Below are 25,527 nucleotides of genomic sequence, written 5' to 3' on the forward strand. Positions count from 1 at the left end.
CCTCCCACTCAAGGAAAAAGCATCGGTAAAACTGCGTGATCAGTTTCCGTTTTTGCGCCAACCTGGTTATCCCGTAGTATTAGACACCATAGTGAACCGGCTCATTACCGATTGGGAAATCTTTAAGGAAAACCAACCTTTACTGCACAGCATCCATACCGCAGAAGATCCTAAGGCTCTAGCTGATATTGTGCGAGAATCTTACATACGTAGGAAGCAAGCGTTTAAGGAGCTGGAGCATTACCAACAAAAGAAAACGCTATTGGGCAAACACCCCGTTTTTGAGATGCTAAAGCTTATGGATGAGATATCTGCTCTTTCTACACCAAAACTCAGCAATAAGGTCAACTCGTTGCGAGCCAACCTTACCCGTAACCGGCAAAAAAACAACAACAAATTAGTAACCCGTGACGAGCAGCTACTGGAGCACGCTTTGTCTGTTTTAAATAATCGATAAAACATGGATGAATATTTAGAAAAACCAATATCTGAAATGACTTTTGATGAAGCGGCAACAGAACTTGCATGTATTATCGAAGATTTGCAAAATTGTCTTCCAAAGAAGGAGGTAACGGCTAATCTTAGAAGGGCACTAGTTGGGCTTCCAGAGGAATATGTTGAAAGAATAAACACTCTCTTTTTAGAAGGTCATCAAAAACAAAATGAAAAGCAAATTAAAGAGCTTAAGGAAAAGAAAACTAAGCTTTTTAAACGCATGAACACCTTAAACAAATCTTGATTGTATGACCTTAGTGGCGCTTAAAGAACAGCTTACCGAAAGCGATTATACGGAGATCGAAAACCTAGCAGAACAAAACTATGGGCCACGCGATATTGCGAAAGCTTTACAGGTTTCGGTACGAACGTTTTTACATGTATGGAGCGATACCAAAAGTAGAATACGCGTGGCGTATGAGTATGGCAGATTACAGATAGATATCAAGAAACGTGAAAAGTTGATCAATATGATAGAGGCCGGGAATACCACCGCTATACAGATACATAACAAACAAAGTGAAGAGCGCCAATTCTTTGATGCTCGACTAGATGTCTTTGGTGTATGAGCATGGAGAATTTAAAAGATGAGCTAGAAGGGCTACACTTTGATATCTTAAACGATTATATAGAAAAGGGTGTAGCTAAAGAAGATATGCCTGCAGAGCTTATCCTATACATGGAGCAGGTACAATTTGCACATAATAGGCTTAACCGTGCTGAATCCCCTCAGAATGTTATTAAGTCGCTCCTAGCCTTTTATAATGATCTTAACCCCATATCGGCCAAGAGTCGATTGGATGATTGCTTAAAGTTCTTCTATGTCGATGAAATTGATAATAAACGCCTTTGGAACAACGTTTTGTTCGAAATCTCCATGAAAGCCATACAATTGGCCGTTAAAACCGTAAAGTCTCCAGAAACCAGCCTCAAAATAGTTGATGCCATTAAGAAGGCCCAAGAGGTTAAATATTTTGGTATTGAGGACGACGTTGACATCGACCCTCGTCTACTTGAAGAAAAAATCGAAATCCATACCCTTACTCCTAGTGATGTTGGTCTCCCAGAGGCGAATAAACGGATTATCGCCAACCAAATAGATCAAATGCCATTACTAGAGGAGCAAAAGCTACGTCTTAAAATGGACGCTGGACTAGAACCCAAACAAATACTTAATTGGCATGAGCAAACAGAAGATAGCGAAGGATAAATCTGATGTTGTATTGCGCTATATGCATTGGTTGGCACAGCTCATTAATTTAATAAAGCCTACCAATCTTTATTTGATTCTTGGTAGAGCTGGAGCCAAAACTGTACAGATACTATCTAAGCGCTTTATGGATATCTCCAAAGAAATGCCTGGTGCATTTGTTTCTGTTTCCGCAGATACCTATATGAATGCCATTAAGAACATTCTCCCTAATATTATTAAAGGATGGGAATTAAACGGCTGGATCGAAGGCATACACTTTGTAGTTGACAAACGGCCTCCTAAGCATTTTAAAAAGCCCCATAAGTCGGTGTTGAGCTGGAAGCATACCTTGACAACCCACCATGGAACACATTTTAAGATCATAAGTCAAGATAGGGCTTCTGCCGGTGCCGGAGATAGCTACCAACATAACGCTGGTGATGAGGCTAAATATTTAAATGAAAAAAAGCTTAATAAGATTAGCCAAGCTTCGCGAGGTGAATACGTTCGTTATCACCAAAGCCCCTATTATTTGGGATCAACTTTTACAACGGACATGCCCAATACCAATTTGGGAGAACATGATTGGATCTTATCCATGGAAGAAAACATGGATAACGAGCAGATTAAATTAATACTTCAAGCCGCCTTTATTCTTAATGATGAAAAAATTAAGCTGGTAAAAACACAGCGAAAACTCAAGGCAGATCCATTAAATAAGGACTTAAAAAAAGAAGTAAAAAACATTAATCGAAATGTAAAGCGTTGGACCAAACGCTATAATAAGGTTAGGATGAATTCTACTTTTTTCTATGTTGGCAGTTCTTATGTCAATTCAGACATCCTAACTGAAAACTATTTTCATACACAGTTCGAAAAAGGGAATTTCAAGGAGTTGATGACGGCGCTATTGTCAATACTTCCAAAGCTTGAAAAGGGTTTAATGTTCTATCCAAATTTATCAGAGCGCCATTTTTACAGTGATGGTATTACGTATAAACGCATCGATAAAACTTCATATAAGCAATTACAATTAGAAGAAGAAAGCAGTATTGATTTAAGATACATTAATCATGGAGTTGGCCTGGAAGCTGGCTTTGACTCAGGTAATATGTGTAGTTTAGTTGTTGGTCAAGAGATTAACAACATTAGGAGATGCTTAAAAGAATTTCATACTTTACCACCAGAATTCATAAAGCATCTAGGGGCTCAGTTTGTAGAGTTTTTCAAATACCACCAAACAAAAGAACTCTTGCTATGGCACGACAGGGCTACTAATAAGTATAAAAAAGTTGGAGAAGACCATGCAAAAAAACTTAAGGAAGCTATTGAGCTAGATGAACATGGTGAGAACACAAACTGGACAGTACAATTAATGAGCCGTGACCAGGCGACGATATACCAACAAGATGAGTACGAATTGGCCTTAGAAATGATGGAAGGCAATAATCCGGATCTACCGCAATTGTTAATTGATAAGCACAACTGCCCTAACTTAAAAAGCTCCTTAGAGAAAGCTCAAAAAATAGAGCGTGTAGATAGGGAAGGAAATAAGACCATTCATAAGGATAAATCGACCGAGAAACTACCAGATCATAGATTGCCATCAGAGTCTACAAATTTCTCAGATGCATTTAAATATTTTATCTGTACACCCGAAAATCTATCAAAAATTGACTCATCTTCAGTTGTTTTTTCAGGAAACCCAACAATTAAATAGTGTTTTTTTTGTCTTAAACCCTGTTTTTTTACAAAATATTCAAAGTAGATAATTGTTAAAAACCTGATAATCAATATTTAAACCCTAAATATCTTTCTTTTTCAGAATTTAAGTGGCGAAATATACCGCCACGCTAGACATGACAAGTGAAATTACACTTTCGCAGAAAAATTAGATATATGATTATGGACCAATCTGTCCTTTTGCCTCAGTTCCTAGTATTATAATATTGTTTCATGGATAATACATATTCAAATTATCAACAGATAGTTGGTGAGATGCAACGACTGACTGAGGCAAATGAACCGTTTACGATCAAACACATTAAGATAGATGGTAGTATTAGGATAGTCAATAAGGCCCTTTTAAGAAAGCAAACCCCAAAATCAAAAGACTCTAAAGCCCAATACAAACTCAATTATATTGATACACAACAAGATGTTTGTGGTGCTTGCTACATTCCATTGTTGTGTTCATTGAACAATAAAAAGGTAATTATTCAATGAGTACACATCGATTTAGCAAAAACGGTTATTTATCTCTATCTGGTGGCTATCTTAATTATTACGAGGTTGTTGGTTCAAGAAGTACCGATTACAATGATCTAACTGAAAAGTTTAATGATTGGGAAGAGAATACAATTTCCATTGGGGAATACGAAGTAATACCGTTTGGTAAACAAAATAATATTCCTTCCGAAATCCAAGAAACGGTATTGCCTAATAGTTTTGCATATAGAGCCCTAAATCGTAAAGCAGAATTGCTCATTGAGCAAGGTCCATATATATATTTACAAAAGGCAGATGGTAGAAAGTACTTTAGAGAACCTGTTGAAAATGAAAAGCTAACGCAATGGTTAGAGTCGTTTAACCATGAAGAACTCTGCCATAACAACGCAATTGATTTTTTCTTCAATAAATGTATTTATAACAAAATCTACAGGTCTCGAAGCTCAAGATTAGGTCAAAAATCAAGCCCTGAATACATTGAACATCTCAATGCCAAAGATTGCCGTTTGGCATTTAAGAGGACTTCAAAAACAAAAAAGCCAACACATGTAATCATTGGAGATTGGGAAATCGATGACCTGAGAGAAATGCAAGTCTATCCATTGTATGACCACAAAAACCCCGCAAAATATGCCGTATCTATTCACTATAAGCATTTGTACACCTATGGAATGAATAATTATCCATTACCAGAAATCCATGGCAGCCTAGATTGGATAACCAACACCACCAATACACCCAAGATTTTTAAAGCGTTCGCAAAAAATTCTTTGAATATAAAATGGCACATTCAGTCTCCTGCCAAGTTTTGGGAAGATAAAAGAGAAATTATAAAGCAAAACATTAAGGCAGGTGTTGTTGAGGGCCCGTATAAAGAACAAATGCTTGAAGATCTAAAGACTGAAATATTAGATCAGCTATCCTTATTGTTATCGGGGGTCGAAAATGTAGGGAAATTTTGGCACAATGAATATGTTGTAAAGCTGGTAGGGGCTACCGCCTCAGAACAAGGATGGAAAATCACACCTATTGAGCAAAAAACAAAAGAATGGGTAGAAAGTCAAATCAAGATTTACGATACAGCAATTTTCGCGGTACAGGCTAGTTTAGGCGTTCATGCATCATTATTGATGGTAGGAGCTGACGGTAAATCCGATTCAGGATCAGAGCAACTGTATGCCTATGTCACTCATCAAAAAACCGCAACCCCGATTCCAGAATACTATGTTTTAGCTTCTATTAATGACACAACCAAAGCAAAATTCAAGACCAAAGAAAAAGTTGGTTTTTATAGAACAACTCCAGAGCGTATGCAAGATGTGAGTGACAGTCAAAGGATGGCGCCTTCAAATAACCCAAAAACTCCAACCGAATAATGAAGCTATTATTTAACCGTAACAATGACGGGCAAGTTGTTCTAAAGCAAACATTAGGCTTTTTATCTGGAGATTTCAATTATTCAAATCTAGAACCCGATATAAAGCTAAACACGCCATATTTAATCGACTTAATTGGCCAAAATGTCTATAACAAAATAGTTGCCTTTTATTCAGGCAGTGTCGCTGATGATGAAAACAATACCCATCAAACAGCATTAGAGTATAGTAGGTTATATATTGCCTCCATGGCATATTTGGATTATGCACCAAACAATGACATGTCCCATAGCAATTCAGGCCGCTCATTTAGAAACGAAGAAAACGAAAAAATACCTTGGCAATGGCAGGTAGATAGTGATAATGCGGCAACTGCCGAGCGAGCATATAAGGCTTTAGATAGATTGTTTGTATTATTGGATGCTTCGGGTTGGACAGAATGGACCCAAAGCGAGGCCTATACCACCGCCAATCAGTTATTTATTCAAGATTCGTTAACATTCGATAAATCCTTTTCAATTAACAAATCGGCACAATTGTATTATAGGGTGGTGCCGTTTATGGAAGATTTAGAGCTCGAATACATTAATCCCATAATCACTGAAGATGTCGCCACAACACTAAAGTCTGCCAGTGAACCAACAGCTGAACAAAAAAAGCTATTAAGTCTTATAAGGAGTTCCATAGCTTATTTTTCATTAGCGAAGGCATTAAGGTCGTTTCCTATGATGATGTTCCCAAAAGAATTGCGCTTTGCGTATAAAGATCAAACCAAACTAGAGGAAAAAGACAAGGCAATAATGGGTATGGAAAAAGAAGCCAAAAAGTATCTACTCAAGCTAGAGCACGAATACGGACGCCAAACCCAAACATTTACAGAACTTAATACAATGAACGGCCTCGAAGAAGGTAAAAAATACGTCAATCTTTAATGAAACAAAATTTACAAAATATTTGGATCACAATCTATTGGTTCTTCAGAAAACTAACTAAAAAAGGTAAAGAGGATTATATAATGCAAAAGGCCTTTGCAGGAATCCAGGAGAGCAAACGCAAAGGACTAATAACTAAATATAATGTCATTAGTTCAGCAAAAAAACTGTTGAAACCAAAAAAGATCATCGCATTTAATAAGGGAGAATCCATTACCAAACCGAAAAAAAGCGATCACCAGTTAATAAAACAAGTAAGTCACCAACATAAGGAAGATTTAAGCCAAAACAACCTTAAGATTACAAAAAAAGGAAAATTTACCAATGCATAAGATAGAAGTGCCTGAGGCCAATATAACATTCGATTTTCCAGAGTCTGCATTAGAGTTCAATCAGGAGCAGACTATTTTATTTTCAAAATTGTTATTGTTATACCAATCAGGCCAGATCACATTTAAGCAACTTCAAATACATCTTACCTATCATTTCCTAAATCTTAAACGCAGAGCTGACTTTACAAAATCAGAAAACAACCAAGTTGCCGAGAATATTTACCAAATCGGCAAATTAGTTAAGGACTACTTTACAGAATATAGAGAAAACGAAGAGACCAAGTACAAAGTTAAAATGGACTTCTATATTCAAAAAATACCAAAGCTGACTGTAGATGGTATAGAATTCTACGGACCCACCGATGCATTGTTTAACACAGTTTATGGTGAATATCTTCAGGTAATGAATCACTTTACAGAGTTCAGTAAAACCAAGTCTTTAGACGACTTGGACGCCATGGTGGCCACAATATACCGCCCTCAAAAAGACAACTACAAAAAGTTAAAAACCAGTACTGAGTATGATGGTGATATCCGCAAAAAGTTTAATGCCAATCTAACGGCTAACTATGTCTCTTTTATATCAAAACTAGACTTAGAAACTAAATATGCCATATATCTATATGTGGCCTCTTGCCAACATTTTATTGCCAATTGTTCGGCCTTGGATATTGGAGGTGGTAATTCTATTGACTTATCCCAATTGTTTAATGGAGATGAAACTGAGGCTAACGGATTGGGTATGTTGGGCACTTTGTTTTCCTTGGCCGAAACTAAGGCCTTCGGAAACATTAAGGAAGTTGCAGAGCAAAATACTTACGATGTCTTTGCTTATCTGGTAAAACAATCACAGGACTATAAAAAACTAAAGAAAAATGCTCGCACTTAACGATTTGGTAGCCTTTGCAGAGGCACATGTTATAAGCAGGGTAAACCTCGAAAAACAGATTACCGTTGCAGAAGATGACGAAGTCTCAAAGCTCATTATGGACCTAAGCAATGCAAACAACCTTTGCACTTTAATTGTCGTGGTACCGTCCCATGATGCCAATCTTCCCGATGAGGATACACGTCAAATGAGCAATAACCTAATGTTTTTCGTGGTCAAAAAGTACGATAGCAAGGCAGGGAATCAAAAAAAACTAGACAACTTTAATACTTGCCAATTAGAGGTGAATGCGTTGCTCAATAAAATCTTAGACCTTAAAGGTAATGGAGAAAACAATTGTCTATTTAGTGATGTCGATTTAGGTAGTATGCCAATAACACCGGTGAGCAACTACTTTAACCAAAATGGTTATTTATTGCAATTAAGTACACGAACAGACTTTTAAGGCCTGCACTGAGCCTGTCGAAGTGTCCTTTTACAACTCTACTCCTCTACTTAAAATTGTAACATGGAAGTTGCAACCAATAACGCTTTAAGTGGAAGAAACCTAATTACCAATATTTACATTCAGCGCGTTCTAGGGCAAAGCGCCAAAGACATAATTGAGGCTCAGAACCGTGTTTTGTCATCGGCAAATCCAAAAGAAAAGAAGAATATCATAGCCTCAAGACGCTATGTGGTTTCTGGTACTCAATTAAACTTTACCCACTCAAAACAGCAGCGATTTATCGATATGCGCCGTGTTGCCGGCAGAAAACGCAAGTCTATTCCCCTTCATAATAAGGTCATTTATAAAGAGTTCAGTAATATAATTGCCCAGATCAAGTTTGGCCTTACCGAAGATGTCCAATATCTAATAGCTAACGAGTATAATCTACACATGTAATGGCAAAGAAGATCACGGACGAAACGCTAAAATTTAATATAGTTGTTAACGGCAACAAAGCCCAAAAAGAATACAATGATCTTAAAAAGGCTCAGGATAAACTCATCGAAAAAACCAAGGAATTAGAGAAGCAGGCCCTAGAACTTAAAAAGGCCAATAAAGAAAATGGTGACGAGTACAAAAAACTCACCAAACAAATCGAGGACAATCAAAAAGAGATTGCGGACACAGGAAATAAGATGTCCAAGCTCACTAAGGAAATCGGGCTCAATAACTTATCCATGGCACAGCTGGGTAAAGAAGCACGTAAGCTTAAACGTATAATGGATAATTTAGATCCAGAAACTGAAGAATGGAAAGATTATAACAAAACATTAGCAGCGGTAACCAATCGACAATTCGAGCTTCGTAAAGAAATGCGCGAAACGGCTATCGAATTGGGTAAACAGCAAGCAGCGGTAACAACTGTAACTTCCGGTTTTGCCAATTTATTTTCTGGGTTAAAAAAAGGAAATTTTAAGGATGTAAAAGAAGGTATTTCCGATGTTAAGTCAGGTCTAAAAACCTTAATTGCAACGCCAATTGGTATTTTTATTGCAACCCTTTCTGGTATTGTTGCTGTTACAAAATTATGGTTTAATTATAATAAGGAAATTGCCAAATCAGTAAAACTAACAGAACAACTTACAGGCTTCGACGGGCAAGAACTTCAAGACTATAGGGCTTCAGTACAGGCCACAGCAAATACATTTGACAAAGAATTTAATGAAGTTTTAAGGGCATCCAACTCGTTAAGTAAACAAATGAAAATCTCTCAGCAGGAAGCATTAGCATTAATAAATCAAGGTTTTACTAGAGGGGCTGACGTTGCTGGTGATTTTTTAGATAAAGTCGAAGAATATCCAGTACAATTCAAAAACGCAGGGTTTTCGGCCCAAGACTTTATAGACGTAGCCGTGCAAGAGCCTAAGGGTGGCATTTTCGGAGACAAACTTTTAGATGCCATTAAGGAAACAGATCTGTCTCTAAAAGAGATGACCAACACACAGCAAGAAGCTCTAGAAAATGCTTTCGGTAAAAAATTTGCAGACGAAATAGCAAAAGGGCTTAGATCTGGTGAAGTAACTACCAAGGATGCTATCGGTAGGATCATTGACGAATCCGATAAAATAGGCCTCAATATGCAACAACAGCAACAATTAGTTGCAGACGTCTTTAAAGGAGCTGGAGAAGATGCTGGTGGATTCCAAGAAATCATTCTACAGATTAATGAAGCTTTTAAGGAAGAAAACAAAATTTTAAACCAAAATGAAAAAGCAACACAGCGTCTAGTTAAATCTAACGAGGAATACGAACAAGCTTTGGCCGATTTATTCGATGCTTCAAAGAGCGGATTCCCTTCAATGCTCAACAATCTAAAATCTATTAGTAACGAAATATTTACTAATATTCTTAGAGGTTTTAGTTTAATGTTTACTTCAATAGAACAATTAGAACAACAATCGGCCTCTGAAGGACAAAAAAAAGCTGTTGAAAGAATTTCAGAAAACATAAATTTATTCAACACAAAAGCTGCTGAAGAGGCCAAAATTCAAATTGACGCAGCAACTAAAAACCTTGAAAGGCTTAAAAAAGAAGCGGAAAATATCGGTCTTGTTTCAAAGTTTTTTGGAGGTGATGACGCTTATGCACAACAAATAGCAGAAGCAGAGGCTTATCTTAAAGAACTAAAGCTTATCGCCGAAGGCGAGAGCACTGCGTTTAAAGAATTTCAGGAAAAACTTAAAGACCAAAAAGTCATTAACGATGATTCTGGAGATAACAGAACCAAAGAAGAGAAGGACAAAGCCCTAGAAGAAGAGCGCAAATACCAGGAGTTAAAGCTTCAGTTAGTAAGAGATTATTACGACCGCCAGGCTAAAGATGATTTTGAACGTCGTGCCAACAAGATAAAGCAAGACTCTAATGCTAGAGAGCAAGAAATAAATAACCTTCAGATTTCAGAAGACAAAAAGCGAGAATTATTAAAACTATCATTCCAACAAGAAACAGACGAAATCAATGCGCTTAACAAGGAGCGTGAAGAGACTGAACTACTAAGAATTCAAGAGTTCGAAGACCGCAAGCGAAACCTAGAAAACAACATTGCGCTCAGTAAAGCCCAATCAGATGAACAAAAGGAAATACTCAAGGCTCAGCAAGACGCAGAAAAAGCCATAATAGATTTAGAGAGGCTTAAACTAGACAAAGAAGAAGAAACTGCCTTAATATTATTGTTAGAAGAACAAGAAAAGGCTGCCTTAGAAAATATAAATAAAAAGTATCGAGAAAAAGATGCTAAAGCAAGAGCTGAGGCCAATAAAAAAGAACTCGAAGAGCGTAAAAAACTGCATCAAGAAATTATTGACGGATCTATTAACCTAGTTGGTCAAGAAAGTAGGTTAGGACAAGCTTTATTGGCAGTTAAAGCAACAATGGCAGCCAAAGAGACTTTAATACAATTGGGCGTTATAAAAGCAAAGGCTGCTACTGCAGTTGCAGAAGGTACCTTAGCAACTAAAGTTGGTGCTGCTAATACAGCAAAGGTCGGCTTTCCTAAAAATGTTCCCTTATTAATTGCTTTTGCGGCTCAAGCCGCTGGCATTATTGGAGCTATAAAAAATGCTGTTGGAGCTGCTAAGAATATAAACACATCAGTACCCGGCTTCGAAGAAGGACTGTATCCAGTAACACGAGCCCAAGACGGTAAAAAGTTTAATGCATCTTTTGGAGGTAAACCGATAACACAGATTGTACCCACGCCCAAAACCTTCTTGGCCGGCGAAATGCCTGAAATGATCATCGATCCCAAAACCTTTAAAAAAATGGATCCAATGATCACCGACTATATTTTACAATTGGCAGGGAAGCGGCCGATGCCAGCTTTCGAAAGCGGTAAATATCCAAAGGAGATGAAAACTAGCTCTTCAGATGTATTAATACAAACAAACGAAATGACTCCGGGTCAACCGTTGTTTAGTGATGATATCGGTTTAGAAATTATAGAAAGACTCAAAAGCCTTAAGATTAATTTCACCTTAACCGATGTTATTAGGTTAAGAGAGTTACAACAAAAACTAGAAGCTACCGAAAACGCAGCAAAAAACTAAGATATGGCATTTACACCAGCAGCACCATTACCAATAAATTACTCTCAAGGATTACCTTATCCGGATATACCTGTTTCCTTTGCAGTAGACGCTCAGCTTAGTAACATAACTAATCTACAAATCTTAGGTGTTCCAGAATGGCTAACGATTCTAAACTTGCTCTATTCGAGCAGTACCCAAACAATAACCTTTTCGGTTCGTGTTAATGCCGCTCATGCAGATGGAATGCAAGAGGGCAATTATGAGGCAGATATAAGGCTCCGTTTTAGAGCTAACGTTAGTATAACCACGGCTACAATAACATCAGATCCTTATAGGGTTTTCATAGAAATCAATGCTACAACCTTTTTAGCCCTAAACCCTACCGTATTACCATTTAACTATATTATTGGCGGTAACCTACCTCAAAACCAAACGCTAAACATAACGTCGGGCGGTAGTTGGAATATTACAGCCTTTCAATCTTGGGTTACCTTATCACAAACCAATGGTGTAGGGTCGTCTTCGCTATCAGTAGGAGTAAACACAGTGGGATTAACAGCAGGTATTTATGAATCCATTTTGCAGGTCAACGATTCGTTAGGTACACCAAGACAGGCCACTGTAACATTGGTGGTAACGGCAGGAGATACCGAAAACACCTATCTATATGTCTCACCAGAAAACTTACAGTTTATATCAGAACAAGGGGTCGATAACACCACACAAAAAACAGTTACCATTGAGGCCTCAGATGCTTGGTCGGTAACTAGCTCGCAAGCATGGTGTGTGTTATCGGTTTCCTCTGGTAGTTCCGGTCTATCATCAATAACGGTAACGGTAGATAGTGACGAACTTACCAATATAAATCTTCCTTATTTGGCAGAATTAGTATTCACCTCAGAAGGCATTCAAAAAACGGTATTTGTAGAACTGATCATAATACCCTTTCTGTTACAGGGTATTACAAGTGAAACACATTACTTCGCCAACGACCGCAACAAATTAGAGGTTACAAACGTCTTTCCAAATATGCAATTGTATTGCGAAGCCATTGCTGGTAATGGAGTAGAAAATGTAGTCTACAAGCTTAATGCACCTTATCAAAATGGGCTGGCTAAACAACTTATTGGAATGGAAACCAACGTGCTATTAAAGCATGTCATACCCACCAATAATTTCACTACTAGGGTGAAACACAATATAGACCCTGTTAATATTAATCTAAACGCCTTCAACAAAGCAGTTTTTACCGGTGCCACAACACCATTGGCCAATTACAGTAATCTTAAATTCCTTACCGGTAAAACACCAGAAATCGCCAACAAGCTCTGCTATACTCCAGCAACGATCAACGTCACCAAAGACGCAATAATATCGTTATCGGCACTAAATGCCACTGAGGCACCAACGGATATTGTTATATCCGGGGATGTAACCCAAACCATAAGCGCAACTATTGCAAACAACCTATTGACTTACAATGCCATAATTAATTTAAGCTTGCTAAGCCTTCAAGCCGGTAACCAAATAACTATTGCCTGGTCTGGTATTACCATTACGGTTAACATTAAGGACAATCCGGTAGAACAAACTATAATTGCCTTCGAAAATGAATGGCGCGAATTCGAATTCTTTGAGTGTACCGGATTCTTGACGATAACGCCCAAAATTGACCAAATAAAAACTGAAATACAAGTCGAGGGAGCAGAGCACACCAAAATAGTAAGTATCGATAAAGGCGCTTCATATACCTTAAATACCGGTTACATTTATTCAAAGGCAGAATTTGAGTGGCTTGCCAAGATATTATATGCAGAGCGTGTCTATATATATGTAGATGGTCAACCTGTGGAAATCATCCTCGATTCAAAATCATTGACCACTTACAAGACCAGAGAGCATTTTAGATCCTACAACCTAAAGTTTACAAAAGCCATCATTAATGATTAAGTTTATAAAAACATCATGGGAATGGGATCTTACTAACTACGGCTTAACCTTTGTCGAAGAGAACGATAATTTTACAGAGCAGACCACCAAGAGCTACAGTTTTCCAATTACCATAGAATTAAATGAGGATGTTGCTTCTAAGTTGGGCTTGATACATATAGAGGGAATCGTCCAGTATGAAAAAAAAATCTATGGACTATTGTGTATAGACACCAATTTCTATGATTCTTTCATTTCAATAAAGAATGTAAATGACGACCAGGCAGAAATAACCTTTTTTTATGGCAAGGAAACCTTACCGGTATTCGATAAAAAACTAAATACTTTACCGTTTAAAATATCAACAGCACCTGATGGTGATCTAAGGGTATATGCCAAAACCTTGCTATATTCAAATTGGCCTACGGTAACCCATCAATTTGTCAAGGTATATCGAGATGGGCTGAGCTCAAAGGGCAATTATAAAGCTTTTGAAAACTTTGTAAACAACTATAAGTTCAATGACGCCTTAAGTACTTGGTACTATGAGCAAAATGCAAATGAAACCATAGATAATGTCATAACCGCCGTTAATAAAAATGTAATGGCTCCAATGACCTATATATTGGAGGTACTTAGGGTCGGATTTAAAACAGAAGGTCTGGAGATAAGAGGTGACTTAGTCAACAATGAATTTGCCAAGCGGTTGCTCTTAGTCCCTAAAAACTTTATGGAGCAGTTTTCGTCGTCTCAATACCTCAATTACAGCTTTACCAATTATACGAGCCAAACACAAATTGGAAACCAAACCATTAATGTTTATCGTCAGATACATATACCTACAAACGTAGGCTCGTTCGAGCTTAAAATTAGGGTCAATATGAATTCTAACATGGCGCAATACTTTCAGCTTAAAGTAGTACAGAATAATGTTACCCTGTATGAAGCCTTTAGCGAGAATTCACAAGTTGCCATAAACGAAACACTGAATATTACTATAGTTAATACCACAATTTTTCAAGATATCGAAGTTGAAATGCGCCTAGTGCAACAAACCCAAGTTATTAGTGACTTCAATAATTTCACCTACCAATACAAAGAGGCTCAGCTCAATATTTTCCCAAGCGTTTACACCATTGCAGATTACATGCCAGACATGAAGTTTAGGGAATTCTTTAACCGTATAAAAGGGTGGTTCAACCTAGATGTGGTTTATTCCGATAATGCTGTTTACCTTAACTTTTTAGATAACGCCATAGAGCAAAAAATCTTTAAGGACCGCAGTCACCTTCAAGACACAAAACCAGAAAGGGACTTGGATAAGAACAATCTTTTTAAATTGGAGTATCCAAACAAAGATTATGCATTGGTCAATAAAGATGGACTAACCTTTAATGAGGCCAATTTTACCGAAGAAGAAACCACGCCAATAGAATTCAATGTTTTGCCTTTAGAGGTACGGGATAATTTTGGTAGCGTTACTGCGATCTATCCTGAGGACGAAAATGATCTCATGGTCATATTATTCGATAGGCTTACAGGCGAAACTGAGAACATCTCATTGAACTCATATAATAACCAAACCCTTACAGCGCTAGAAATGTATAATAACTTTTGGCAAAAGTGGTTAAAGTTTAGGGCTAATGCAGAGACGGTTAAAGACTCCTTCAGGATGCACTATACAGAAGCCATAAACATTAAGGAAGGTGAATACAAATACAATACCCAACGACTCATTGTAAGCATAAGAAAACAGCGCATCAGCACCGATTGGTATGATGTTGAAATGACGGCAGAAACATTTTAACTACAATATAAGATCATCCATTAGATTTATCTCTTTATTCATTAGTTCATCAACAACATGAGCATAGACCTCAGTAGTTTCAATCTTGCTGTGGTCTAATGCCTTTTGTAGATTTCTAAGACTTCCACCTGCGATCAGGTAATTTGTTCCGAAAGTATGCCGGCTACTATGAAAATACAGTCGCTTTTTAATACCACAGGCTTTGGCGATCTGCTTCAATTCCCTGTTAATGTGTTCTCTTGTATACTTTCCATTAAAAATATGGGGGAACTCAATTAAAGATTGTGCTGTAGTATTTAATTTAATGCGATTAAAATTATTGGTTTTCTTTGATGTCCAAACAAGGTGCTCACCAATAAAGTTATCTTCATTTAATGTTTCGATATCGCTAATCCTTAGTCCTGTAAAACAACTAAACAAATAGCGTTGCAATATATTTTTCCAAGAGTCATTAATAAAAGGTGAGTTATAAAATTCATAAAGTAGTTTAAGTTCTTTTGGATGTAAAAAGGTAAAATTTCCTTTCATACTGCTAACCTTTATATCCTGGTATTGTAACTCAGTTCTAATACCGTTAGAATTAGCCAAGTGGAGGTATTTTTTAAAATTCTTTAGAGTCCCTTCTACAGTAGGCTTTTGATTACCTATTCTCTTTAAATACGCCCTTAACTCCTTTATAAAATCATCATTGATATCTATAAAAAGGAGCGGATTACGGAAACGCTTCATTTTTTCTATAAACCCTTTTTGCTGCCTATAAGTCGAAGATTTAATAATACCGTGTTCCAATTCATATTCTAGTCTTTTTCTAGCAAAAACGTTAAAGTCAACTCTTAAAGATGGGTGGTTTAAGTCTTCCAAAACTTTATCTAATGAAATGGATTCGTCATTAAGTCTATAACTTACCTCAATTTCGTGCAACTCAGAAAGCTTCTTTTCGATTAGTAAATTATAGTCCTTAGCGTACTTGTATTTGCTTTTAACCCTGCGTTTTTTAACATCAAACTCCTTAGGTGGTACAGATATATTCAAGTTAACCTTTTTTGCCTTACCTCGATAGTAAATATTGATGTATATGGCACAAGTACCATCCGTCCTAATATGCTCCTTTTTTATACAAACATTGTAATTTAGTTTCCCACTCATATTTTGTGGGAGAATTTGTGGGAGAAAATTTTCATAATTTAAATTTGCCATCATAATCCAAAAGGTTTATAAAACACTAAAGGCTAAGCACTTACACAATTACTGTTTGTGTAAGTACTTAGCCTTTTTATATGTTAGTGACCTCGACAGGATTCAAACCTGTAACCTTCTGAGCCGTAATCAGATGCGCTATTCAGTTGCGCCACGAGGCCGTATGTTTAGTTTTCTCCACCTTCTCCCAGCTGCAGACTTAAGATATTTCTCTCTATGTCTGGCTTCAATCCTAGTAGGAAAACTTTCAAAATGTACAATCGCCCATGGCCTAAAGGCTTTGGTCGATATTACTTTGGCACTGTTATGTCCTTTTAATCTTCTTTGGATATTTGTGGAAATTCCTACATAATATCTTTCGAAATCCGAACTGTAAAGAACATAAACATAAAACATTGCCTTAAGTTTTATGCGCCCCGCCCGTATCGAACGCTACGTTCGGGCGGGCACGAGGCCATTTTTTTAATCTACCCCTTTATGGGCTTGCCCGCAGAAGGAACACAAGGTGCTCTGAAGGCGGGTGCAAATATAAGACAATTATTAAAAAACAACCAAACTATTTATTTCAAAATTGTAATCGTTATTTTTGGCCCATGGTAACAAAAGATTTACTTGAACCCTTTCAATATGTATTTGATTCAGAAATTCTGAACCATATAGCTGATGTCGCCTTACCTAAAACCTTTAAAAAACACGACATCATTATAGATATTGGACAAGACCTCAAGTTTATTCCGCTTTTAATTCATGGAAATATTAAGGTATTACGTGAAGATAAGCACGGCGATGAATTGTTGCTATATATCCTTGAATCTGGTGATACCTGTGCTATGTCATTGACCTGTTGTATGGCCAAATCCGTGAGTAAAATTAGAGCCATCGCGGACGAGGATGTCACCGTTGTGATGATTCCTATTGATAAAATGCAGGTTTGGTTTCACAAGAATGAAAGTTGGCGGAATTTTATATTACAAAGTTATCAGGTCCGTTTTGACGAAATGTTAGAGACGATCGATACGCTTGCCTTTATGAAAATGGATGAACGTTTGTTTAAATATCTCAGGGATCAGGTAAAGCTATCGGCATCGACCACTTTAGAAACAACACATCAAGAAATTGCCGAAGATTTACATACCTCTAGAGTCGTTGTATCACGACTTTTAAAGCAATTGGAAAAAGAACATAAAATCGAACTCGGCAGAAATAAAATATCCGTTTTAGAATTTTAGTAACTTAAGTGACATAGACTTTAACGAAGCGTTTTATTTTTGCAAGCAATTAAATACTAGTTATGGATTACATATTACAACCTTGGCCATGGTATATTTCTGGGCCGTGCATTGCCATAGTGATGTTTCTGCTGCTTTATTTTGGCAGAACTTTCGGCATGTCATCTAACCTTAGAACGCTATGCGCTATGGGTGGCGCTGGCAAAAAAGTAAAGTTTTTTGATTTTGATTGGAAAAGCCAACGTTGGAACCTAGTCGTAGTACTTGGAGCTATTGTCGGAGGTTTTATCGCGCATTATTACCTATCCCATCCTATTGATATAGCCCTAAGCGACAACACCATTACCGACTTAAACAATTTGGGTTTTACAGATGCTGGAAAAAGTCTATTGCCTCCAGAACTGTTCAGCTGGGATAATGTGTTTACCCTAAAAGGTATGTCCATTCTTATCATTGGGGGATTTCTGGTTGGATTCGGTACACGCTATGCCGGCGGTTGTACATCTGGTCATGCCATAACAGGTTTGAGCAGTCTGCAATTACCATCCTTAATTGCCGTGATTGGTTTTTTTGCTGGAGGCCTCATTATGATTCATTTTATTTATCCAATACTGTTTTAAAATGGGAAAATATATAAAGTTCTTTTTGGCAGGTATAGGCTTCGGTATTGTATTAGTAAAATCTGAAGCGGTGTCTTGGTACCGCATTTTTGAAATGTTTAAGTTTCAGTCCTTTCACATGTATGGTATCATAGGTACAGCAGTAATTACGGGCATACTACTATTAGTCATCGCCAAACTGTTAAAAGTAAAAACGACTGAAGGAAAGGCTATCAACGTTCCATTGAAAGCCAAAGGTGTATTTCGATATATTGTGGGTGGAGCCATATTCGGCTTAGGTTGGGCACTCTGCGGGGCCTGCCCGGGTCCTATGTATATCTTGGTAGGTACGGGTGTTTACTCCATGTTTATCGTCATTGCAGCTGCGCTTTTGGGCACCTTTATCTATGGTGTACTTAAAGATAAATTACCGCATTAAATGGAATTAGGTGACATCTTAGGTTACTTTGGAGCCTTAATTGTCGGCTTGGTTTTAGGACTTATCGGCGGTGGTGGATCCATCCTTACGGTGCCTATCTTTGTTTATTTTATTGGTCTAAATCCCATAATAGCGACTGCCTATTCACTTTTTGTTGTCGGTGTGACCTCCATCATTGGTGCCTTTCAGAACTTTAAAAAAGGTTTGGTCGATATAAAAATCGCCACCATTTTTGCTATTCCTGCGTTTGTGGCGGTGTACCTTACGAGACGCTATTTGGTGCAAATGATTCCGGACGTCGTATTCAGCATCGGGGATTTTGAGGTGACTAACAATATCTTCATTATGGTATTGTTTGCTATTATTATGTTCATGGCCAGTTTTTCCATGATTAGAAACAAACGCGACGCACGCGAAGAGCCCAAAAACAAGACACAAGAATTCAATTATCCCTTAATAGCCATTGAAGGCTTTGTTGTGGGTATCTTAACAGGAATTGTTGGTGCTGGTGGTGGCTTTCTGATTATTCCAGCATTGGTTCTGCTCGCCAAATTACCAATGAAAAAAGCTGTTGGCACATCCTTGCTCATTATTGCCGTTAAATCCTTGATTGGCTTTCTTGGTGATGTATCGAATTTAGAGATCGACTGGCCCTTTCTTTTCATCTTTACCAGCATTTCTATCATTGGCATTATTCTGGGCGTCTATCTTTCTAAATTCATCAGCGGTAAAAAATTGAAGATAGGCTTTGGCTATTTTACCTTAATAATGGCCATCTATATCATATATAAAGAACTGTTTTAACAGACTTTGTGACAAAAGTCACATATCAAAAATCGAACTTTCGTAAATTTGCATTATAAATATTTGAACTATGAAGATCGAACAATTATACACGGGGTGTTTGGCACAAGGCGCTTACTATATAGAGTCTGAAGGTGAAGTCGCGATTATCGACCCGCTACGTGAAACACAACAATACGTGGATAAAGCCAAAGCTAATAATGCTAAAATAAAGTATATTTTAGAAACGCATTTCCATGCCGATTTTGTATCTGGTCACGTGGACCTAGCCAATAAAACAGGAGCTACCATTGTTTTTGGTCCAGGAGCGTCTACAGAATACGACATTCACTCGGCTATCGATGGTGAAGAACTAAAGTTAGGAAAGTTGACCATAAAAGTTTTACATACTCCAGGACATACTTTAGAGTCTGTAACCTATTTACTTAGAGATGAAAATGGTAAGGACCATGCTATTTTCTCTGGTGACACCTTGTTTTTAGGAGATGTTGGCAGACCTGATCTTGCTATAAAATCGGACCTAACTAAAGAAGATCTGGCGGGTATGTTGTACGACTCCCTCCGCACCAAGATTATGCCACTTGCGGATGATGTCATTGTTTATCCGGCCCATGGTGCTGGTTCGGCATGTGGAAAAAACCTCAGCAAGGACACCGTTGGTATTTTAGGCGAGCAAAAGCAAACCAACTATGCTTTGCGCGCGAATATGACCAAGGAAGAATTTGTAAAAGAAGTACTAGACGGTATTGCCCCACCACCTCAATACTTTGCGAAGAATGCTATGATGAATAAAATGGGGTACGACGCCTTTGATACGATCTTGAAAACTGGCGATACACCTTTGACGCCCGAAGAATTTGAAGCCTTAGCAAATCATGAATCCGCCTTAGTTTTAGACGTAAGGTCCCAATCTGACTATGTTAAAGGCCATATCCCCAACTCTATTTTTATTGGATTAAACGGGCAATTTGCGCCTTGGGTAGGTGCCTTAATCACCGATCTAAAACAACCTATAGTTTTGGTGGTGCCCGAAGGAAAATCCGCTGAAGCAGTGACACGCTTATCGCGTGTGGGTTATGACCATACTCTAGGATATCTTAAAGGAGGTATTGACGCTTGGAAGGCCGCCGGGAAGGATTTTGATACTTTGGAGTCCATTTCTGCTGAGGAATTCGTCAGTAGGGCAAAAGCTTCGGATGTTAATATTCTAGATGTTAGGAAAGACGGTGAGTATCAAAGCATGCATCTCGAACAAGCACAGCACCTGTCCTTAGACTATATCAATGAAAAAATGAATGAGGTTTCTAAGGATAAAACCTATTACATACACTGTGCTGGAGGCTATCGATCAGTGATAGCGGCGTCCATCCTCAAGGCTAGAGGATTTAGTCATCTTGTGGATATCGCTGGTGGTTTTGCTGCGATAAAAAAGACAGACTTACCAACCACAGATTTTGTATGCCCATCAACTTTATAAGAATATAAGCAGGTAATTATGAAAAAAAATATGAGTAATTTAGATAAAGGCATACGCGTACTGATTGCTGCAGCAATAGCCTTGTTGTATTATTTTGATGTTATTGAAGGGACATTGGCCTATATTCTCATGGCCGTAGCCATTATATTCTTGATAACGAGCCTTATTAATTTCTGTCCGCTTTATAGAGTTTTTGGCATTAGTACATGTAAACTAAAAAATTGATTTATGGAATCGACATTGAAAATTCAGAACCTTAAGTGCGGAGGCTGTGCCAATACCATTGTCACGCAACTATCTAAATTGATAGGTGTCTCTATGGTTACCGTAAACAATGATACCGATGAAGTTCACTTTAATTATAATTCGGAAACCGAACTCAAAACTGTGAAAAAGAGATTGTCAGAACTTGGTTATCCTATGATTGGAGAGGCAAACCCACTACCTAAAAAGGCCAAATCCTTTGTAAGCTGCGCTATTGGACGGTTAAATAAAAAATAGTAACCAACTGCATATCAGCTATTTAATCACAAAACAAGTCGGTTTAAAACAAATTTAACACATAAAATTTTTAATTACTAGACGACTGGTCATATATTTGCTTCGCAAGCTGGCATATGGAAAAGATACTGAAACGTGATATAAAAATAGATGCCCTCTTAGATAAAGGGATAGAATTGCTATGGTCTAAAGGTTATAATGCAACAAGTGTCAATGATATTGTAAAAGTTGCTGGGATACCAAAAGGATCATTTTATTTTTACTTTGACAGCAAGGAAGATTTTGCCGTAAAGGCTATTGACAAATATTTTGAAGAGACCTTTACGCCTGCAAAACAAATTCTGCTAAACAAAGCGATTTCACCAAAACAGCGCTTGTTAGACTTTCATCAGTTTAGATATGATATGCTCAAAAATGAAATGAACTGTAAAATGGGATGTATGGCCTGCAATATTGGCAATGAAATGTCCGAACATAGCGAGTTAATTAGAACGCGCATCTTAAAAAAAGAGCAGTATATTTTATCTATAATTACTGAGGTTATTAAAGAGGCACAAGATTTAGGCGAGATCACCAGCACTATGCCAGCTGCGGATATTGCCGCGTTTATTGAAGATGCAGGAAAAGGATCTATGACAACAATGAAGGAAATGAATAGTTCATACCCCATAGATAATTTTATGAACATGGTGAGACATGTTCTTCTGAAATAATATTTTTTTTACCAATAAAATAGACGACTGGTCAATTATTATAAATTTAAAATTATTGTCCCCTAGTCTATGCACAAATTCGTCCTATAAATAAAACTAACAATCCACCATGTCAAAATCATAATTGACTGGTCAAATAACAAAAACAATGAATGCACTTAAAAAAGTAAGAGACACCACAAACAGGTTTGCTATGCAATGGGCAAAGTTTGTGATTAAAAGAAAATGGTATGTTCTAATTGGGTCTATTATTCTCGCCTTGGGATTAGGTTCTCAAGGGAATATGGAGTTTGATGGCGATTATCATGTATTTTTCAGCAAATCAAATCCAGAACTTGAAGCTTTTGATGCCCTTCAGGAAAAGTACACAAAGGATGATAATGTCATTTTAGTGTTGTCACCTTCAAACAAAAATGTGTTTACTAAAGACAACCTCATGGCTATTGAGGAGCTAACCGCAGAAGCATGGAACACACCATATTCCTCGAGAGTTGATGCGCTCACAAATTTTCAGCATACAAGTGCGCAAGGTGATGATCTTTACGTTGATGATTTATCCTACGAATCCCATTTAAAGGATGATTCAGAAATAGCTACTATAAAGCACAAAGCACTAAAAGAACCCTTGCTCGTTAATCGCATTATCAATGAATCTGGAAGCGTTACAGCAGTAAATATTACGGTTAGATTACCTGGCGAGGATAGCGCCAAGGAGATACCTGAGGTAACGGCTTTTGTTAGGGATATGGTGACCAACTTTAAAGCATCCCATCCCAACTTCGAAGTGCATTCCTCAGGTCTCGTGCCATTAAATACCGCCTTCTTCGAAGCTTCAATGAAGGACCTTATGCTCACCATGATTATGTTGGTGATTGTCATCATTACCACATTTATTTTAACACGAAATATATATAGCACCATTGCCACATTTATCGTTGTTATGTTTTCTATAATGAGTGCCGTTGGGTTCGTTGGTATCATGGGTATAAAGCTCACACCTCCATCTTCAGTATTCCCGACAATGATATTAACCCTCGCCGTTGCGGATAGTATTCATATACTCATTACCATGTTACAAAAAATGCGTAAGGATGGCTTGAGTAAGATAGAGGCTTTAACAGAATCCATGCGCCTAAATTTTATGCCGGTTTTCATTACGAGCTTAACTACCGTTATTGGTTTTTTAACAATGAATTTTGGTGATGTTCCTCCATTTTGGGATCTGGGAAATATTACCGCTTTTGGTATGACGATGGCCTTTATATACTCCACCACAGCACTGCCAGCATTGATGGCGATATTTCCGGTAAAATCTAAAGTAAAAACAGCAGAAGTTCAGACACCAAAGACCAATTGGTATTCGTCTTTAGGGACATACATCATAAAGCAACCTGTGCGCTTGACTGTAATATCTCTAGCCGTAATCGTAGGACTCACCTACTTAGCCACTAAAAACGAATTTAATGATGAATTCATTAATTATTTTGATGAGAGCGTTGCGTTTAGGAACGATACGGATTATATAAGCAAAAACTTAACCGGTATATATAATGTAGAATATTCTATTGGAAGTGGTGAAAGCGGTGGCATAAATAATCCTGAATATTTAAGAAACCTCAATGCTTTTGAGGCTTGGTTAGAACAACAACCCGAGGTGGTACATGTCAATGCGTTTAGTGAAGTTGCGCGGAGAATTAATCGCTCAATGCATGGTGATGACGAAACGTATTATCGCGTTCCACACAATCGTGAAGAAGCTGCACAATATCTATTGCTTTATGAGCTGTCACTGCCTTTTGGGCTAGATTTAAATAATCAAATTAACGTCGATAAATCCGAAACCCGAGTTACGGTCACCATCGAAAATGTAACAAGTGCCGATATGATCGCCTTTGCGCAGCGCGGCGAAGAATGGTTGAAAAACAATACGCCTAAGGCCATGCACGCTATTGGAGTGAGTCCAACCCTTATGTTCTCCAAGTTAGGATTTAGACAGGCCGATAGTATGTTTAAAGGTAATATCATCGCCCTAATTTTAATTTCAATAGTCCTGATTTTTGCCTTGCGTAATTTTAAACTAGGTGTCCTAAGTATTATCCCAAACGTGACCCCTGTTTTGGTTGGTTTTGGCATATGGGCCCTTTACAAAGGCCAAATAAATACGGGAATGGTCATTGTCTTTGGAATGACCTTGGGGATCATCGTTGACGATACCGTCCACTTTATGAGTAAGTTCTTAAGAGCGCGAAGAGAGCTTGGTTATAGTGCCAAGGAAGCTGTTGTCTATGCTTTTGAAACAGTAGGAAAGGCTTTAGTCACAACGACCTTAGTACTGCTGGCTGGCTTTGCAGTGATGTCCACATCGTCCTTTGCCCTAAATAGCTATATGGCAAGAATTACGGTAATCATTATACTCTCGGCATTGATTATCGATTTCATTCTATTGCCTTCACTACTCATTTTAACTAGTAAAAACAAGATATCAATAAAAGCGAAAAACTAAAACTATGAATTTTTCAAAAAAACAAAACGTAAAAAGACTTGCCTTAGCTGGTATAGCTATTGCACTGGCAAGCACAATAAACGCACAAACCCCTGAAGACAAAGGATTAGAAATAGCGAAAGCTGCTGAGCAGGCCGATTTAGGTTTTAATAGTTCTACCGTAGAATTAAAAATGACCTTAAAGAATAAAAATGGTCAAACCAGTGAGCGCTCGCTGACTACTAAAACTTTGGAATTAACTGAAGATGGTGACAAATCCCTTATTGTTTTTAATAGTCCTAAAGATGTAAAAGGTACATCAACCTTAACTTTTACACATAAAGAAGGCCCGGATGATCAATGGTTATACTTACCGTCCATTAAACGTGTAAAGCGCATCTCTTCTAATAACAAGTCTGGTCCATTTGTGGGAAGTGAATTCGCTTACGAAGATTTATCATCTCAGGAAGTAGAGAAATACAGCTACAAATTTATTGAAGAAAAAGATGGTCTACTCATTGTGGAGCAAGATCCTGTAGATCCAAAATCCGGATATACCAGAAGACTGGTAAGCTATAATAAGGATAAAGGCTATCGTATTGAAAAGGTTGAATTTTATGATAGAAAGAATGCACTTTTAAAGACATTAACCTATTTAGATTATAAGCTATACAAGGGCAAATTTTGGCGAGCCTCGGTCTTTAATATGGTCAACCATCAGAGCAATAAAGAAACACGTCTAGATTTTAACGATTATAATTTTGACGTCAATCTAACGGAGGACGATTTTAACCAAGTCTCCTTAAAAAGGGCCGGTAACTAGTTACTTTCCAAAAAATAAGCAATGTCGTCAACTATACCTTTTCATACTATATAGTTTAGTGCCTA

27 protein-coding genes and 1 tRNA gene are annotated in these 25,527 nt (G+C 37.6%); 25 read left to right on the forward strand and 3 right to left on the reverse strand.

What is annotated here, in order from left to right; all coding sequences use genetic code 11:
* The first annotated feature begins 52 nt into the window (after positions 1–52).
* The 15 genes from ACO052_RS20010 (at position 53) to ACO052_RS20080 (ending at position 15,198) form a co-directional block, all read left to right on the forward strand.
* The gene (locus ACO052_RS20010; RefSeq protein WP_422105579.1) at positions 53–457 is read left to right on the forward strand and encodes a hypothetical protein; all 405 of its coding nucleotides are present in this window, start codon (positions 53–55) and stop codon (positions 455–457) included.
* A gap of 3 nt (positions 458–460) precedes the next feature.
* A complete protein-coding gene (locus ACO052_RS20015; RefSeq protein ID WP_422105580.1) occupies positions 461–739 on the forward strand; it encodes a hypothetical protein in 279 nt (92 codons plus the stop codon).
* Between the two features lie 4 nt (positions 740–743).
* On the forward strand, positions 744–1,064 hold the full coding sequence (locus ACO052_RS20020; protein WP_422105581.1) for a hypothetical protein: 321 nt from the start codon (positions 744–746) through the stop codon (positions 1,062–1,064).
* Positions 1,065–1,066: 2 nt separating this feature from the next.
* Positions 1,067–1,705: a hypothetical protein gene (locus tag ACO052_RS20025; protein ID WP_422105582.1), complete on the forward strand. Its 639-nt coding sequence runs from the start codon at positions 1,067–1,069 to the stop codon at positions 1,703–1,705.
* Positions 1,677–3,407 (forward strand): hypothetical protein, encoded by a 1,731-nt coding sequence (locus tag ACO052_RS20030; RefSeq protein ID WP_422105583.1) that lies wholly within the window; start codon positions 1,677–1,679, stop codon positions 3,405–3,407. Before ACO052_RS20025 ends, ACO052_RS20030 begins: the two co-directional genes overlap by 29 nt.
* A gap of 236 nt (positions 3,408–3,643) precedes the next feature.
* Positions 3,644–3,913: a hypothetical protein gene (locus ACO052_RS20035; RefSeq protein WP_422105584.1), complete on the forward strand. Its 270-nt coding sequence runs from the start codon at positions 3,644–3,646 to the stop codon at positions 3,911–3,913.
* A complete protein-coding gene (locus tag ACO052_RS20040; protein ID WP_422105586.1) occupies positions 3,910–5,292 on the forward strand; it encodes a hypothetical protein in 1,383 nt (460 codons plus the stop codon). The genes ACO052_RS20035 and ACO052_RS20040 overlap by 4 nt, the downstream gene beginning before the upstream one ends.
* Positions 5,292–6,224 (forward strand): DUF6712 family protein, encoded by a 933-nt coding sequence (locus tag ACO052_RS20045; RefSeq protein ID WP_422105588.1) that lies wholly within the window; start codon positions 5,292–5,294, stop codon positions 6,222–6,224. Before ACO052_RS20040 ends, ACO052_RS20045 begins: the two co-directional genes overlap by 1 nt.
* Complete coding sequence (locus tag ACO052_RS20050; RefSeq protein WP_422105589.1) at positions 6,224–6,556, forward strand: hypothetical protein; 333 nt, start codon at positions 6,224–6,226, stop codon at positions 6,554–6,556. The genes ACO052_RS20045 and ACO052_RS20050 overlap by 1 nt, the downstream gene beginning before the upstream one ends.
* Positions 6,549–7,445 (forward strand): hypothetical protein, encoded by an 897-nt coding sequence (locus ACO052_RS20055; protein ID WP_422105590.1) that lies wholly within the window; start codon positions 6,549–6,551, stop codon positions 7,443–7,445. Before ACO052_RS20050 ends, ACO052_RS20055 begins: the two co-directional genes overlap by 8 nt.
* Positions 7,432–7,890 carry a hypothetical protein gene (locus tag ACO052_RS20060; RefSeq protein WP_422105591.1) on the forward strand — a complete coding sequence of 153 codons (459 nt, stop codon included), beginning with the start codon at positions 7,432–7,434 and terminating at the stop codon, positions 7,888–7,890. The genes ACO052_RS20055 and ACO052_RS20060 overlap by 14 nt, the downstream gene beginning before the upstream one ends.
* A gap of 63 nt (positions 7,891–7,953) precedes the next feature.
* Positions 7,954–8,331: a hypothetical protein gene (locus tag ACO052_RS20065; RefSeq protein ID WP_422105592.1), complete on the forward strand. Its 378-nt coding sequence runs from the start codon at positions 7,954–7,956 to the stop codon at positions 8,329–8,331.
* A complete protein-coding gene (locus tag ACO052_RS20070) occupies positions 8,331–11,480 on the forward strand; it encodes a phage tail tape measure protein (RefSeq protein WP_422105593.1) in 3,150 nt (1,049 codons plus the stop codon). Before ACO052_RS20065 ends, ACO052_RS20070 begins: the two co-directional genes overlap by 1 nt.
* 3 nt (positions 11,481–11,483) lie before the next feature.
* Positions 11,484–13,412, forward strand: a complete 1,929-nt coding sequence (locus ACO052_RS20075; RefSeq protein WP_422105594.1) for a BACON domain-containing protein — start codon at positions 11,484–11,486, stop codon at positions 13,410–13,412.
* A complete protein-coding gene (locus ACO052_RS20080) occupies positions 13,405–15,198 on the forward strand; it encodes a hypothetical protein (protein WP_422105595.1) in 1,794 nt (597 codons plus the stop codon). The genes ACO052_RS20075 and ACO052_RS20080 overlap by 8 nt, the downstream gene beginning before the upstream one ends.
* Here ACO052_RS20080 and ACO052_RS20085 read toward each other — a convergent pair whose 3' ends face one another.
* The 3 genes from ACO052_RS20085 to ACO052_RS20095 form a co-directional block, all read right to left on the reverse strand.
* Positions 15,199–16,344 carry a tyrosine-type recombinase/integrase gene (locus ACO052_RS20085; RefSeq protein ID WP_422105597.1) on the reverse strand — a complete coding sequence of 382 codons (1,146 nt, stop codon included), beginning with the start codon at positions 16,342–16,344 and terminating at the stop codon, positions 15,199–15,201.
* 138 nt (positions 16,345–16,482) lie between these two features.
* Positions 16,483–16,556: transfer RNA gene (locus ACO052_RS20090), tRNA-Arg, on the reverse strand.
* A complete protein-coding gene (locus tag ACO052_RS20095) occupies positions 16,534–16,791 on the reverse strand; it encodes a GIY-YIG nuclease family protein (protein WP_422105598.1) in 258 nt (85 codons plus the stop codon). Before ACO052_RS20095 ends, ACO052_RS20090 begins: the two co-directional genes overlap by 23 nt.
* A gap of 197 nt (positions 16,792–16,988) precedes the next feature.
* On the opposite strand from ACO052_RS20095, the gene ACO052_RS20100 reads away from it, so the two are divergent.
* From ACO052_RS20100 to ACO052_RS20145, 10 genes are all read left to right on the forward strand, one after another.
* Complete coding sequence (locus tag ACO052_RS20100) at positions 16,989–17,624, forward strand: Crp/Fnr family transcriptional regulator (RefSeq protein WP_422105599.1); 636 nt, start codon at positions 16,989–16,991, stop codon at positions 17,622–17,624.
* Between the two features lie 62 nt (positions 17,625–17,686).
* Positions 17,687–18,244 carry a YeeE/YedE family protein gene (locus ACO052_RS20105; RefSeq protein WP_422105600.1) on the forward strand — a complete coding sequence of 186 codons (558 nt, stop codon included), beginning with the start codon at positions 17,687–17,689 and terminating at the stop codon, positions 18,242–18,244.
* 1 nt (position 18,245) lies between these two features.
* Positions 18,246–18,662: a DUF6691 family protein gene (locus ACO052_RS20110; protein ID WP_422105601.1), complete on the forward strand. Its 417-nt coding sequence runs from the start codon at positions 18,246–18,248 to the stop codon at positions 18,660–18,662.
* Entirely contained in the window at positions 18,663–19,466 is an 804-nt protein-coding gene (locus tag ACO052_RS20115; protein WP_422105602.1) for a sulfite exporter TauE/SafE family protein, read from the forward strand.
* A gap of 70 nt (positions 19,467–19,536) precedes the next feature.
* Positions 19,537–20,943, forward strand: coding sequence for an MBL fold metallo-hydrolase (locus ACO052_RS20120; RefSeq protein ID WP_422105603.1), 1,407 nt, complete (start codon positions 19,537–19,539; stop codon positions 20,941–20,943).
* 18 nt (positions 20,944–20,961) lie between these two features.
* A complete protein-coding gene (locus tag ACO052_RS20125) occupies positions 20,962–21,168 on the forward strand; it encodes a YgaP family membrane protein (RefSeq protein WP_422105604.1) in 207 nt (68 codons plus the stop codon).
* A 3-nt stretch (positions 21,169–21,171) separates the two neighbouring features.
* On the forward strand, positions 21,172–21,444 hold the full coding sequence (locus tag ACO052_RS20130; protein ID WP_422105605.1) for a heavy-metal-associated domain-containing protein: 273 nt from the start codon (positions 21,172–21,174) through the stop codon (positions 21,442–21,444).
* 116 nt (positions 21,445–21,560) lie between these two features.
* Complete coding sequence (locus ACO052_RS20135) at positions 21,561–22,157, forward strand: TetR/AcrR family transcriptional regulator (RefSeq protein WP_422105606.1); 597 nt, start codon at positions 21,561–21,563, stop codon at positions 22,155–22,157.
* Between the two features lie 148 nt (positions 22,158–22,305).
* Positions 22,306–24,660 (forward strand): efflux RND transporter permease subunit, encoded by a 2,355-nt coding sequence (locus tag ACO052_RS20140; protein WP_422105607.1) that lies wholly within the window; start codon positions 22,306–22,308, stop codon positions 24,658–24,660.
* 4 nt (positions 24,661–24,664) lie between these two features.
* Positions 24,665–25,462 (forward strand): outer membrane lipoprotein-sorting protein, encoded by a 798-nt coding sequence (locus tag ACO052_RS20145; RefSeq protein ID WP_422105608.1) that lies wholly within the window; start codon positions 24,665–24,667, stop codon positions 25,460–25,462.
* Positions 25,463–25,527: the final 65 nt, after the last annotated feature.

Origin of the sequence: Winogradskyella sp. (assembly GCF_965228925.1) — a bacterium.
Classification (GTDB): Bacteria; Bacteroidota; Bacteroidia; order Flavobacteriales; family Flavobacteriaceae; genus Winogradskyella.